This window comes from Streptomyces sp. NRRL WC-3618 (assembly GCF_001280005.1).
Classification (GTDB): Bacteria; Actinomycetota; Actinomycetes; order Streptomycetales; family Streptomycetaceae; genus Streptomyces.
Genome location: NZ_LGDW01000225.1, coordinates 1 through 12,911, shown reverse-complemented (window position 1 = coordinate 12,911; position 12,911 = coordinate 1). Strand labels below are relative to the sequence as shown.

Sequence of the window (12,911 nt, the reverse complement as noted above, 5' to 3'; positions counted from 1 at the left end):
ATGTCCTTTCCCCTCCTGACAGCGACGGCGGTGCTTCCGGCCCTCGGGGCGATCGCCACGGCGGCCGTACCGGCCGCGCGGCGCACCGCCGCCAAGTGGCTGGCGCTGCTTGTCTCGCTCGCCACCCTGGCGCTCGCCGCGATCGTTCTGGTGCGCTTCGACCCGGGCGGTGACCGCTACCAGCTCACCGAATCACACGCCTGGATCAAGGACTTCGGGGTGCGGTACGAGCTGGGCGTGGACGGTATCGCCGTGGCGCTCATCGCGCTGACCGCGCTGCTGATCCCGTTCGTGATCCTGGCCGGCTGGCACGACGCCGACCCCCTGGAGACAGGAAACACGCGCTGGCGGCCCACTCAGGGCTTCTTCGCGATGATCCTGCTCGTCGAGGCGATGGTGATCATCTCCTTCGAGGCCACCGACGTCTTCCTGTTCTACATCTTCTTCGAAGCCATGCTCATCCCGATGTACTTCCTCATCGGCGGCTTCGGGGACCGTGCCCACGAGCACGGCGAGGAGACGGCGTCCACGCAACGCTCGTACGCGGCAGTGAAGTTCCTCCTCTACAACCTCGTCGGCGGTCTGATCATGCTGGCGGCCGTGATCGGCCTCTACGTGGTGGCCGGGAGCTTCTCGCTCACGGAGATCGCCGCGGCGCGGGCCAACGGTTCGCTGGACATGGCGACGAACACCGAACGGTGGCTGTTCCTGGGCTTCTTCTTCGCCTTCGCGGTGAAGGCGCCCCTGTGGCCGCTGCACACCTGGCTGCCCAACGCCATGGGGGAGGCCACCACGCCGGTCGCCGTGCTGATCACGGCGGTCGTCGACAAGGTGGGCACCTTCGCGATGCTCCGCTTCTGCCTCCAGCTGTTCCCGGAGGCGTCCAAGTGGGCGACGCCCGTCATCCTCGTACTGGCGCTGATCAGCATCATCTACGGGGCGCTGCTCGCGGTCGGGCAGCGGGACATCAAGCGGCTGGTCGCGTACGCGTCGATCTCGCACTTCGGGTTCATCATCCTGGGCATCTTCGCGATGACCAGCCAGGGTCAGTCGGGCGCGACGCTGTACATGGTCAACCACGGGATCTCGACGGCCGCGCTGATGCTGGTGGCCGGCTTCCTGATCTCGCGGCGCGGCTCGCGGCTCATCGCCGACTACGGAGGCGTCCAGAAGGTCGCTCCGGTGCTCGCCGGCACGTTCCTGATCGGTGGGCTCGCGACTCTGTCGCTCCCGGGTCTCGCGCCCTTCGTGAGTGAGTTCCTGGTGCTGGTGGGCACGTTCACGCGCTACCCGGTGGTCGGCATCATCGCCACCTTCGGCATCGTCCTCGCCGCGCTGTACACCCTCGTCCTCTATCAGAGGACGATGACGGGCCCGGTGAAGGCGGAGGTCGCCAAGATGCCGGACCTCAGGGTGCGTGAACTCGTGGTGGTGACGCCGCTGATCGTGTTGTTGATCTTCCTGGGCGTCTACCCGAAGCCCTTGACGGACATCGTCAACCCGGCGGTCAAGCAGACCCTGTCCGACGTCCATAAGAAGGACCCCAAGCCCGAGGTGGAGGCGGCCAAGTGAGCGCATCAGCCGTCCACAGCCTGTGGACAACGGCGGCCGATCCGATCTCCAAGATCGACGCGCCGAAGATCGAATACGGGCAATTGTCGCCCACCCTGATTGTCATCGGCGCGGCGATCGTAGGGATCCTGGTCGAGGCGTTCGTGCCCCGCAAATCCCGCTACTACGTGCAGCTGTTCGTGTCAGTCGTCGCCCTCACCGCCGCGTTCGCCGCGGTCGTGGCGCTCGCGGCGGGCGGGTACGGCACCACCAAGGCCAAAATCGCGGCGATGGGCGCGATCGCCGTCGACGGACCCGCGCTGTTCCTGCAGGGCACGATCCTGCTGGCGGGCCTGGTCGGACTGTTCACCTTCGCCGAGCGGCGCCTCGACCCCGAGGCACACGGCAACCGCGTCGACTCGTTCGCCGCGCAGGCCGCTTCCGTGCCGGGCAGCGACAGCGAGAAAGCCGCGGTGAAGGCCGGGTTCACCACCACCGAGGTGTTCCCGCTGCTGCTGTTCGCGATCGGCGGCATGCTGGTCTTCCCCTCGGCCAACGACCTGCTGACCCTGTTCGTGGCCCTGGAAGTCTTCTCGCTGCCGCTGTACCTGCTGTGCGCCCTGGCCCGCCGCAAGCGGCTCATGTCGCAGGAGGCCGCGGTCAAGTACTTCCTGCTCGGCGCCTTCGCCTCCGCGTTCACCCTGTTCGGCATCGCACTGCTGTACGGATACGCGGGCTCGGTGTCGTACGGGACGATCGCCCAGGTCGTCGACGGCACCGTCAAGAACGTCGACCCGGCACTCGCCGACACCATGGGCAACGACGTGCTGCTGCTCATCGGCGCCGCGATGATCGTCATGGGCCTGCTCTTCAAGGTGGGCGCCGTGCCGTTCCACATGTGGACGCCGGACGTGTACCAGGGAGCACCAACGCCGGTGACGGGCTTCATGGCCGCGGCGACGAAGGTGGCGGCGTTCGGCGCGCTGCTGCGGCTGCTGTACGTCGTGCTGCCGGGCCTGCGCTGGGACTGGCGGCCGGTGATGTGGGGTGTCGCGGTCGTGACCATGCTGGGCGGCGCGATCGTCGCGATCACCCAGACCGACATCAAGCGGCTGCTGGCGTACTCGTCGATCGCGCACGCCGGGTTCATTCTCGCGGGTGTCATCGCGATGACACCGGACGGGATCTCGTCGGTCCTGTTCTATCTGGGCGCGTACTCGTTCGTGACGATCGGGGCGTTCGCCGTGGTCACCCTGGTGCGCGATGCCGGGGGTGAGGCGACCCACCTGTCCAAGTGGGCGGGACTGGGACGCCGTTCACCGCTGGTGGCCGCCGTGTTCGCGGTGTTCCTGCTGGCCTTCGCCGGCATTCCGCTGACCTCCGGGTTCGCCGGGAAGTTCGCCGTGTTCAAGGCGGCGGCCGAGGGCGGTGCCGGGGCGCTGGTCGTGGTCGGTGTGATCTCGTCGGCGATCGCGGCGTTCTTCTACATCCGGGTGATCGTCCTGATGTTCTTCAGCGAACCCCGGCCTGACGGCCCCACCGTCGCCGTGCCGTCGCCGTTGACCACGACGGCGATCGGGGTGGGGGTGGCGGTCACCGTGGTGCTGGGTGTGGCGCCGCAGTACTTCCTCGATCTGGCGAACCAGGCGGGCGTCTTCGTGCGCTGAGCAGCGGGATTCGCAGCACGCACCGGGCCTCGGTCCCCTTTTGGGACCGGGGCCTAGGTGCGTTCACCGGGTCGGGCACGTCACCGTCGGGTTCCAGCGGGCGAACATGCCCTTGGGGTTCTTCTTCCAGAGCCAGGCGTGCAGGTCGTAGTGGATCGGCATGCCGGGCTCGTGGCCGAGCATCGGACCGTCGAAGGGCACACCGAACAGACTGGGCCGGTCGTCGTCGGTCGCCAGATTCTGGTCCTTGTCCACCACGATCCACTCCGCGGCGACGAGCCTGCGCGACTCGGAGGTGGCGTTCGGGGCAGTGACAGCGGGCGCTTCCCCGTCCAGCGCGTCGAGGTCGTCGACCCAGCTCGCGTCGGACACCTGGTCGATCCAGTCCTCGTTGACCCTGTCCTCGTACAGCAGAGCGGTCGGCTTCGCTGGATCGAGTGAACCGTAGAGCGTCTTGTTGATGTAGTGGAAGCCCATCCCGCCGTCCGTCGGGTGGACTGAGCAGAAGGCGGGCTGGTAGCCGGCTGTGACGGCAAACGGGGCGTACTGGTACTTCGCGGTGGCTTCGAGTGTCTTGGCCAGCTCGGTCCAGACCGTCGTGGGGTCGACGGGATCGCTCGGCGCGGAGTGCGCGGGGGCAACGGCCAGGGAGAGGGACGCGACGGCGGCCGCGGTGAGGGCGGCGCTGACCTTGAGCTGGCGGCGGGGCATGTGGGGACTCCTTGAGCGGGAGAGACGCGTGGAAGAGCGCCGGTCCTGTGGCGGGCGGGCCCCCTGGTCCCGTCCGAGCAGCATGTCCCGGGGCGTTCGGGGGCTGCCACGCGAAGGGGCCCATTGGGCTGAACACCCCGGTCCGGTGGAGGTGGCCGGTGATGCGAGCGGGAGGTGGGGCGGGGCGGCCTGTGGATAACTCCGGGGCTGTCGGTGCGGGCCCCTATGGTGGACGCAGTGGTCGAGGCGCGACGTACGGGGGACACGACGATGAGCGCGATGAGCGTGATGGGCGGGTCGGATGTGATGGCGGGAGCGAGTGAGGTGCCGGGCGTGAGCGCGGTGGCCGGGGCGGCGGACAGCGAGGCGCTGGCCACGTTGCACCGGGTCTTCGGGTACGACTCCTTCCGCGGCGCGCAGGCGGACGTCATCGAGCATGTGGTGGCGGGCGGCGACGCCGTCGTCCTCATGCCGACCGGTGGCGGGAAGTCCCTCTGCTACCAGATTCCTTCCCTGGTCAGACCGGGTACGGGGATTGTCGTCTCACCCCTCATCGCGCTGATGCAGGACCAGGTTGACGCGCTGCGGGCGCTCGGTGTGCGGGCCGGGTTCATGAACTCCACGCAGGATTTCGACGAGCGGCGGGTGGTGGAGGCCGAGTTCCTCGCCGGTGAGCTGGACCTGCTGTATCTGGCTCCGGAGCGGCTGCGTCTGGAGTCGACCCTGGATCTGCTCTCGCGCGGGAAGATCGCTGTCTTCGCCATCGACGAGGCGCACTGCGTCTCGCAGTGGGGGCACGACTTCCGGCCCGACTACCTGGCGCTGTCGCTGCTGGGCCAGCGCTGGCCCGAGGTCCCGCGGATCGCGCTCACGGCGACTGCCACGCACGCGACGCACCAGGAGATCACCCAGCGGCTGGGCATGCCGGACGCCCGTCACTTCGTGGCGAGTTTCGACCGGCCCAACATCCAGTACCGGATCGTGCCCAAGCAGGACCCGAAGAAGCAGTTGCTGTCCTTCCTGAAGGAGGAGCACGCGGGCGACGCGGGCATCGTCTACTGCCTCTCGCGCAACTCCGTGGAGCGCACGGCGGAGTTCCTGTCCGCCAACGGTGTGGAGGCGGTGCCGTACCACGCGGGGCTGGACGCGGGCACGCGTGCGGCGCACCAGTCGCGCTTCCTGCGGGAGGACGGCCTCGTTGTCGTGGCGACCATCGCCTTCGGGATGGGTATCGACAAGCCCGACGTCCGGTTCGTCGCCCACTACGACCTGCCCAAGTCGGTCGAGGGCTACTACCAGGAGACGGGCCGCGCGGGGCGCGACGGCCTGCCGTCCACAGCCTGGATGGCATACGGGCTGAACGACGTCATACAGCAACGGAAACTGATCCAGGGCTCGGAGGGCGACGAGGCGCACCGGCGTCGGTCCGCAGCCCACCTGGACGCGATGCTGGCACTGTGCGAGACGGTGCAGTGCCGGCGCAGCCAACTGCTCGCCTACTTCGGACAGGACCCCGAGCCGGGCGGCTGCGGCAACTGCGACACATGCCTGGTACCGCCCGACACCTGGGACGGCACGGTCGCCGCGCAGAAGGTCCTGTCGACGGTGTGGCGGCTGGAGCGCGAACGGCGGCAGAAGTTCGGCGCGGTGCAGATCGTGGACATCCTGCTGGGCCGGCGGACCGCGAAGGTGATCCAGTTCGACCACGACCAGCTCTCCGTGTTCGGCATCGGAGAGGAGCTCGCCGAGGGCGAATGGCGCGGTGTCGTACGGCAGATGCTGGCGCAGGGTCTCCTCGCGGTCGAGGGGGAGTACGGGACGCTGGTGCTGACCGAGGAGAGCGGGTCGGTGCTGCGGCGCGAGCGGGACGTGCCGATGCGGAAGGAACCGAAGAAGGCGGCGACCGCACGGTCGGCCGGTGGCGGCGGCCGGGGCGAGCGGAAGGCGAAGGCGGCGGCGGTCGAGTTGCCCCAGGAACTGATGCCGGCGTTCGAGGCACTGCGTGCCTGGCGTGGTGAACAGGCCCGTGAGCAGGGAGTTCCGGCGTACGTCATCTTCCATGACGCCACGCTCAGGGAGATCGTCAGCGTGTGGCCCGGGTCGGTGGCGGAGCTGGGCGGAATCAGCGGAGTGGGCGAGAAGAAGCTCGCCACATACGGGGAGGGCGTGCTGAAGGCGCTCGCGGCGCTGGGCGGGGCGCCGGTGTCCGGAGCGGAGGAAGGGCCCGGTCTCACGGCCAGCGGCAGCGGCGGCGGGCGTCCGGGGCCCGGGCCGGAGTTCGACCAGAGCGGGCCCGACGACTGGCCGGAGATGGAGATGGAGCCCGAGCCGGAGGACTGGATGTAACGGGAGCAGGGAGAGCGGAGAGAGCAGGGGACAGAGAGGTTGCCGTAGGGAGGAGAGGGCTGGAGATGAGCGCGAGCGCGGATGGCGGGACGGGGCTGGGGCGCGCCGGGTAGGGCCGGACGCGCCGGATCGCGCGCCGCCCCCGCCGGTCCCAGGGCGCTTCGCTCAGCTCGATACTCAGCTCGACGAAGTGATGGTGCCCGTCACCTCGCCCAGGCCCACGCGGGTACCGCCCGGCCCAGGGGCCCAGGCGGTGAGGGTGACCTCGTCGCCGTCCTCCAGGAAGGTTCGCTTGCCGGTGGGGAGGTCGAGGGCGTCGGTGCCGTTCCAGGTGAGTTCGAGGAGGGAGCCGCGTTCCCGTTCGGTGGGGCCGCTGACTGTGCCGGAGCCGTAGAGGTCGCCGGTGCGCAGGGAGGCGCCGTTGACGGTCATGTGGGCGAGTTGCTGTGCGGCCGTCCAGTACATGGTGGAGAAGGGAGGCTCGGAGATGGTGTGGCCGTTCAAGGCGACGGAGATACGCAGGTCGTAGCCGCCGGGCTCCTCCTCGGCGTCGTCGAGGTAGGGAAGCAGGGTGTGGGTGCGGGCAGGCGGCGGAATCCGGGCGTCGTCCAGGGCGTCCAGCGGCGTGATCCACGCCGAGACGGACGTGGCGAAGGACTTGCCGAGGAACGGGCCCAGCGGGACGTACTCCCAGGCCTGGAGGTCGCGGGCGGACCAGTCGTTCAGGAGGCAGAGGCCGAAGACGTGGTCCCGGAAGGCGGACAGGGCCACGGGGCTGCCCATGGGCGACGGCGCTCCCACCACGAAGCCGACCTCCGCCTCGATGTCCAGGCGGACCGACGGGCCGAAGAGCGGGACCGGGTCGGTGGGGGCCTTGCGCTGGCCTGAGGGACGTACGACCTCCGTGCCGGAGACCACGACGGTGCCCGAGCGGCCGTGGTAACCGATCGGCAGATGCTTCCAGTTGGGGGTCAGGGAGTCCGCGGCGTCGGGGCGGAAGATCTGGCCGACGTTCCGGGCGTGGTTCTCCGACGCGTAGAAGTCGACGTAGTCCGCGACCTCGAAGGGGAGGTGCAGCGTCACCGAGGACAGGGGGTGCAGGAGTGGGGCGACGGTCTCCTGGTGGGACGGGACGGTGACCCAGGCGGTGAGGGCGCGCCGGATGTCGGACCAGGTCGTGCGGCCGGCGGCGAGGAGCGGGTTGAGGGTGGGACGGGCCAGCACGGAGACGTAGGGCGAGCCGAGCGCGGCGGCCGCGGCGCCCGCGTCCAGGACGTGGTCGCCGAGACGCACGCCGACCCGGCGGTCGGTGGAGCCGGCCGGGGAGAACACGCCGTAGGGGAGGTTGTGCGGGCCGAAAGGGTCACCCTCGGGGACATCGAAGGGGGGCATGGGGTGCTGCCTCGCTCTCGTGTGTCGTCAAAGCCTGTGGCGTGTCGGGGTCGTGCCGTGCGGTCATGTGGTCGCGCCACAGGTTACGGGTGAGTCGCGGGCTCAGGGCAGTGCCCCCAGTGTCTAAAGAGTTCATAATGTCCGAATTAGCGTTGTCCGGAGTCGGCGATTCCGGCTTAGCGTCCATTGGGGGACACGGACGGGGTGGGTCCGGTCCGTAGGGGGACACGTGGGGGGACCCGTGGCCAGGAGCAGCAGTGTGCCGTTTTCGGCCGACGACGGCGTTCCGGCGCTGATCGTGAAGTTCGGCGACTACCCACTGCACCACGGAGGCGTCGGGGCCATCCGCAGCCTGGGGCGGCTGGGCGTTCCGATGTACGCGATCACCGAGGACCCGTACACGCCGGCGGCTTCGTCGCGTTATCTGCGGCGCGCGTTCGTCTGGCCGACCACCGGGACCGAGGACCCGGACCGGCTCGTCGAGGGATTGCTGCGCGTCGGGAAGCGGATCGGGCGCCCCGCCGTCCTTGTGCCCACCGATGAGGAGGCGGCCGTCCTGATCGCCGAGCGGCAGCAGGAGCTGGGCGACGCGTTCCTCTTCCCGCGCGTGGAAGCGGGGCTGCCGCGTCGGCTCGCCAGCAAGCAGGGGCTGCACGAGTTGTGCGTGGAGCACGGCATACCGACTCCCGTGGCCTCCTTTCCGCAGTCGTACGACGACATCGAGCGGTTCGCCCGGACGGCCAGGTTCCCGGTGGTCGCCAAGAACCGGGAGGCGTTCGTGCGGCGGTCGCGGCCCGCCGTCAACGGCACTACCCGCATCGCGAGTCGGGAGGCGCTGCTGTCCCTGGCGCGCGACTGGGGTGAGCGTCCCGGTGTGATCCTTCAGGAGTACCTGCCCAGGGAAGAGGCCGAGGACTGGATCGTGCACGCCTACTTCGACGCGGACTCGAACCCACGTGCGTTGTTCACGGGCGTGAAGGTCCGTTCCTGGCCGCCGCACGCCGGAATGACAGCAAATGCATACGTCGTCGACAATCCGGAACTCTCGGACCTCGCCGCACGTTTCATCAAACAGATCGGCTTCACCGGAATCATCGACCTCGACCTGCGCTTCGACCGGCGCGACGGACAGTACAAACTCCTCGACTTCAACCCACGGATGGGCGCCCAGTTCCGGCTCTTCGAGAGCGAGTCGGGGGTGGACGTCGTCCGGGCCATGCATCTCGATCTGACCGGGCGGGACGTTCCGGAGGGGGAACAGCGCGCCGGGCACCGGTACATCGTGGAGAACATCGACCTGCCCGCTCTTCTCGCCTACCGACGCGGCGGCTATACGACGCCGCACGCGCCGACTCGGGCGAGCGGGACGGAGCTGGCCTGGCTCGCGGGTGACGACCCGCTGCCGTTCCTCACGATGCTCGCCCGCTTCGTGAGGCCGGGCGCGAGGCACCTGTACCAGCTGTGGCGGACCAACCGTCGCGGCGGTGTGGGCGGTGGCACGGGCGCCGCCCCGCCGGCTGAGAGTCGGGGCTGACGGTCGTGTGGGTGCGACTGACGGTGGTGTGGGTGCGGGGCGGGTGGCAGTGAACAGCAGTGCGGCACGAAGTGGCGAGCAGTGTCCTGGGGAGGGACTTCGTGAATCATCCAGTAGCGGTTATCGGCGCGGGACCATTCGGTCTGTCCACCGCCGCGCATCTGCGGGCGCGGGGCATTCCGGTGCGAGTGTTCGGCGAGCCCATGGTGAGCTGGCGGGACCACATGCCCGCCGGGATGCTCCTTAAGTCGACGCCGGCGGCCTCCAGCATCGATGCCCCGCAGCCCGGCCACACCCTCGTCGACTACTGCGACGCGGCGGGGGTCCCCCGGCTGGCCAGGGACGAGGACATCATCCCGGTGGAGACCTTCATCGCGTACGGGGAGTGGTTCCAGCAGCAACTCGTGTCCGAGTTGGAGCGGGTGCGGGTGGTGTCCGTGGACCGGCGGCACAAGGACACCGGCGGCGGGGGCGGGGGCGCGAACAGTCGCGGCGGCGGGGGTGGCGGCTTCGAACTCAAGCTGGACTCGGGCGAGTTGTTCACCGCCCGGGCGGTCGTCGTGGCGACGGGACTGTCGGGGCTCGCGCATCTGCCCCCGGAGCTGGTCCGCGCCGCGCCCGACGGGCCCTCGCCCACGGGGCCGGTGTCCCACAGTTCGCAGCACCACGACCTGAGCCGGTTCGCGGGAAGGGACCTGATTGTCGTCGGTGCGGGCCAGTCCGCGCTGGAGACGGCGGCACTGGCGGCCGAGGCGGGGGCGCGGGTACGGGTGGTGTCACGGGGGACCGGCCGCGTCGCGTTCGGTGCGCCCCCGTGGCAGCAGCCCAGGCTGCGGCCCCAGTCGCCGTTCGGCAACGCGTGGTCGCTGTGGGCCCTCAGCTACTACCCGCATCCCTACCGCTACCTCCCTGCCCAGGCTCGCCACTACCTCGTCCGCCGGGTCCTCGGGCCCCTCGGGGCGTGGTGGCTGCGCGAGCGGTTCGAGGGCAAGGTGCAGGTGAGGGAGGTCGCGGGCATTGTCGGGGCGGGAGTCGCGGACGGTGCGGAGGTCGCGGGAGCGGCTGAGGTTGGGGGTGCGGAGGGCGCGCGGGGCGCCAAGGGTGCGCTGAGGGGGGACGGTTCGGGGAGCGGGGTGGCTTTCGGGGGTGTGCGGCCGGTGTTGACCGTGCGGGAACTCGACGGCCGTACGCGGGAGTTGTTTGCCGACCATGTCATAGCCGCGACGGGCTACCGCGTCGACATCGCCGCCATGGACTTCCTCGGGCACGAGCTGCGGACGGAGCTGGCGGTGAGCCGGGGAACGCCGAGGCTCGGCGCCGGGTACGTGTCGTCCGTACCCGGGCTGTACTTCACCGGGTTGCCCTCGGCTGCCTCGTACGGGCCGGTGATGCGGTTCGTGTGCGGTACGGAGTTCGCGTCACCGCGGCTGGCGGGGCATCTGGCGGCGGCGCACGGGTAGGCACGGGCGGAGCTGAGCAGGGGAGGGGAGGAGAGGGGAGGGGGCAGGGGGAGAGCGTTCGGGTTCTGGGTCGCCTGGTCAACGTGGGCCTTACTCGATCTTGTGAACCAGAGGCCCGTTGTGCCGAGTTGTCGTGCTGGTCGCGGCCTCCGGGGCAGGTGCCTGCGGCAGGAACTGGCCCAGGTAATGGGGCTGTTGCTGCCGGGGCACCGAACGTCGTCCGGTTCGGGCGGAGACCGATGGGCCGAACGATCCGTATTCTCTGGATCATGGCCGCTCCCACCGCATACGCGCTTATCGCCACGGATCTTGACGGAACGCTCCTGCGCGCCGACGACACGCTCTCCGACCGGTCGCGGGCCGCGCTGACGCGCGCCACGGCCGCCGGCGCCCGGCATCTGGTCGTGACGGGGCGCCCGGCGCCGAGAGTCCGGCCGCTGCTCGACGACCTCGGTGCAGGGGGGCTCGCGGTGTGCGGACAGGGAGCGCAGTTGTACGACGCCGGCGCGGACCGACTGCTGTGGTCGGTGACTCTGGAGCGGGACCTGGCGGAGACAGCGCTCGGCAAGATCGAGGCCGAAGTCGGACAGGTGTACGCCGCCGTCGATCAGGACGGCGTCGACGGGCTCACGCTCATCGAACCCGGGTACCTGATGCCGCACCCGACGCTGCCCGCCGTACGGGTGCCGCACCGGGACGATCTGTGGGCCGCGCCCATCAGCAAGGTGCTGCTGCGCCACCCGTCGCTGTCCGACGACGAGTTGGCCTCGGCGGCGCGCGGAGCGGTCGGTTCCCTCGCGACGGTCACCATGTCGGGGCCGGGCACCGTCGAACTCCAGCCGTGCGGCATCACCAAGGCGACGGGGCTCGCGCTGGCCGCCGACTATCTCGGGCTGACCTCGTCCGAGACCATCGCCTTCGGCGACATGCCCAATGACATCCCGATGTTCGACTGGGCGGCCCACGGTGTCGCCATGGCCAACGCCCATCCCGAGCTCAAGGCGGTGGCGGACGAGGTCACCCTCTCGAACGAGGACGACGGGATCGCGGTGGTACTGGAGCGGTTGTTCGGGCGGGGGGCGGACTGGTCGGCGTCGGCGTCTGTGCCTGTGCCTGTGCCTGTGCCTGTGCCTGTGCCTGTGTCTGCGTCGACGTCGACGTCGACGTCGACGTCGACGTCGACGTCGACGTCGACGCAGACGCCGACGTCGACGCAGACTCGGGTCGGCCGACAGTAGGCCCGGGGCGGCCGGCTGGGCCAGACCTGGGCCGGCCGGCCGGAGTCCGTCAGGCCCAGGGTGGCCGGTCGGCCCGTGGCGGTCGGCCTAGTAGGCGCCGTTCACGTTGTCTATCGAGCCGTATCGCGCCGCCGCGTAGTTGCAGGCCGCGGTGATGTTGGCGATCGGGTCGTAGGGGTCGAAGGAGGTACCGGCGACGTGGTATGCGGCGAAGGTCGGGTCGATGACCTGGAGGAGGCCTTTGGAGGGGGTGCCGGCGGCCGCGTTCGAGTCCCAGTTGTTGATGGCGTTCGGGTTGCCCGACGACTCGCGCATGACGTTGCGGTAGATGCCGTCGTACGTTCCGGGGATTCCCTTCTGCGCCATGATGTCGAGCGACTCGCGGATCCAGCCGTCCAGGTTGTTCGCGTAGTACGTCGTCGTCGACGAGGTGGCCGCCGGCGCGGCTGAGGCCGTCGTCGCGGTCAGGAAAGGGATGGCCAGGGCCGCGGCGGCCGCTGTGGTGATGGCGAGTGTGCGCGTGAGTGTGAGCGGGCGGCGAGGGGTCCTCGCGCTGTGGTGCTGACCTCGTGCGGGCATGGTTGAGTCCTCTCCGGCGCCTGCGAGGTGAGCTGTCGGGTTCGGGCGGGAGATGCCCGGCCGGGCGCGTTGCGGCGCGCGGCTTCACCCCTAGCCGCTCCGGCGTCGATGTCCGGACCGGCGGCTTACCTGGGTCCCCCGCTCCTGCCTGCGTGAGTCACGTGTGGGTGGGTGTTGGGTGCTCTACGGGCGGTGGCAGGATTCGGCGATCCGCCCGGTGTGGCGCGAAACGTATGCGAGAGCACACGTCTGGAACAAGGGGCAGAAATGCAGGACTTGCCCATTTGGTGCACCCATTGGGGATAAAACGGGCAAATCGCGATGCGTGGGTGGAGGGTAACTTGCCTTTGTGAATGGGGAGTTTGGGGGGAGGGGGTGGTATGGGTCGCCTGGTGGCGTGACTCGAATCACGGGGCGGGGGTGGGGGCGGGGG

Annotated in this window: 8 protein-coding genes, 1 pseudogene and 1 riboswitch; of the genes and pseudogenes, 6 read left to right on the top strand and 3 right to left on the bottom strand. The window is 69.7% G+C overall.

The genetic code is table 11. From position 1 onward, the window contains the following. Nucleotides 1-1,572, top strand: coding sequence for an NADH-quinone oxidoreductase subunit M (locus tag ADL01_RS19935; protein ID WP_053743370.1), 1,572 nt, complete (start codon nt 1-3; stop codon nt 1,570-1,572). After that, on the top strand, nt 1,569-3,218 hold the full coding sequence (nuoN, locus tag ADL01_RS19930) for an NADH-quinone oxidoreductase subunit NuoN (RefSeq protein ID WP_053743369.1): 1,650 nt from the start codon (nt 1,569-1,571) through the stop codon (nt 3,216-3,218). The genes ADL01_RS19935 and nuoN overlap by 4 nt, the downstream gene beginning before the upstream one ends. Nucleotides 3,219-3,281: 63 nt before the next feature. Here the strand turns inward: nuoN and ADL01_RS45425 are convergent, their stop codons facing one another. Further along, nucleotides 3,282-3,929, bottom strand: coding sequence for a hypothetical protein (locus ADL01_RS45425; RefSeq protein ID WP_053743368.1), 648 nt, complete (start codon nt 3,927-3,929; stop codon nt 3,282-3,284). A gap of 306 nt (nt 3,930-4,235) precedes the next feature. Here ADL01_RS45425 and recQ point away from each other — a divergent pair, with 306 nt between their 5' ends. Next, nucleotides 4,236-6,275 (top strand): DNA helicase RecQ, encoded by a 2,040-nt coding sequence (gene recQ / locus ADL01_RS19920; protein WP_234354730.1) that lies wholly within the window; start codon nt 4,236-4,238, stop codon nt 6,273-6,275. Between the two features lie 177 nt (nt 6,276-6,452). Here recQ and fahA read toward each other — a convergent pair whose 3' ends face one another. Then, the gene (gene fahA, locus ADL01_RS19915; protein ID WP_053743367.1) at nt 6,453-7,667 is read right to left on the bottom strand and encodes a fumarylacetoacetase; all 1,215 of its coding nucleotides are present in this window, start codon (nt 7,665-7,667) and stop codon (nt 6,453-6,455) included. Between the two features lie 259 nt (nt 7,668-7,926). On the opposite strand from fahA, the gene ADL01_RS19910 reads away from it, so the two are divergent. From ADL01_RS19910 to ADL01_RS19900, 3 genes and pseudogenes are all read left to right on the top strand, one after another. Next, nucleotides 7,927-9,201 (top strand): D-aspartate ligase, encoded by a 1,275-nt coding sequence (locus ADL01_RS19910; RefSeq protein ID WP_053743366.1) that lies wholly within the window; start codon nt 7,927-7,929, stop codon nt 9,199-9,201. A gap of 101 nt (nt 9,202-9,302) precedes the next feature. Next, the gene (locus ADL01_RS19905) at nt 9,303-10,661 is read left to right on the top strand and encodes an NAD(P)-binding domain-containing protein (RefSeq protein ID WP_053743419.1); all 1,359 of its coding nucleotides are present in this window, start codon (nt 9,303-9,305) and stop codon (nt 10,659-10,661) included. A gap of 269 nt (nt 10,662-10,930) precedes the next feature. Beyond that, nucleotides 10,931-11,731, top strand: a pseudogene (locus tag ADL01_RS19900) (HAD family hydrolase); the annotation flags it as partial. 255 nt (nt 11,732-11,986) lie between these two features. On the opposite strand, the gene ADL01_RS19895 reads toward ADL01_RS19900, so the two are convergent. After that, a complete protein-coding gene (locus ADL01_RS19895; protein ID WP_053743365.1) occupies nt 11,987-12,478 on the bottom strand; it encodes a transglycosylase SLT domain-containing protein in 492 nt (163 codons plus the stop codon). Nucleotides 12,479-12,480: 2 nt separating this feature from the next. Next, a riboswitch (cyclic di-AMP (ydaO/yuaA leader) is annotated at nt 12,481-12,648 on the bottom strand. Between the last annotated feature and the right edge of the window lie 263 nt (nt 12,649-12,911).

Coding starts and splice junctions, on each gene's coding strand:
- ADL01_RS19935 (WP_053743370.1), top strand. CDS start 1: ATGTCCTTTCCCCTCCTGACAGCGACGGCGGTGCTTCCGGCCCTCGGG.
- ADL01_RS45425 (WP_053743368.1), bottom strand. CDS start 3,929: ATGCCCCGCCGCCAGCTCAAGGTCAGCGCCGCCCTCACCGCGGCCGCC.
- recQ (WP_234354730.1), top strand. CDS start 4,236: ATGGCGGGAGCGAGTGAGGTGCCGGGCGTGAGCGCGGTGGCCGGGGCG.
- fahA (WP_053743367.1), bottom strand. CDS start 7,667: ATGCCCCCCTTCGATGTCCCCGAGGGTGACCCTTTCGGCCCGCACAAC.
- ADL01_RS19895 (WP_053743365.1), bottom strand. CDS start 12,478: ATGCCCGCACGAGGTCAGCACCACAGCGCGAGGACCCCTCGCCGCCCG.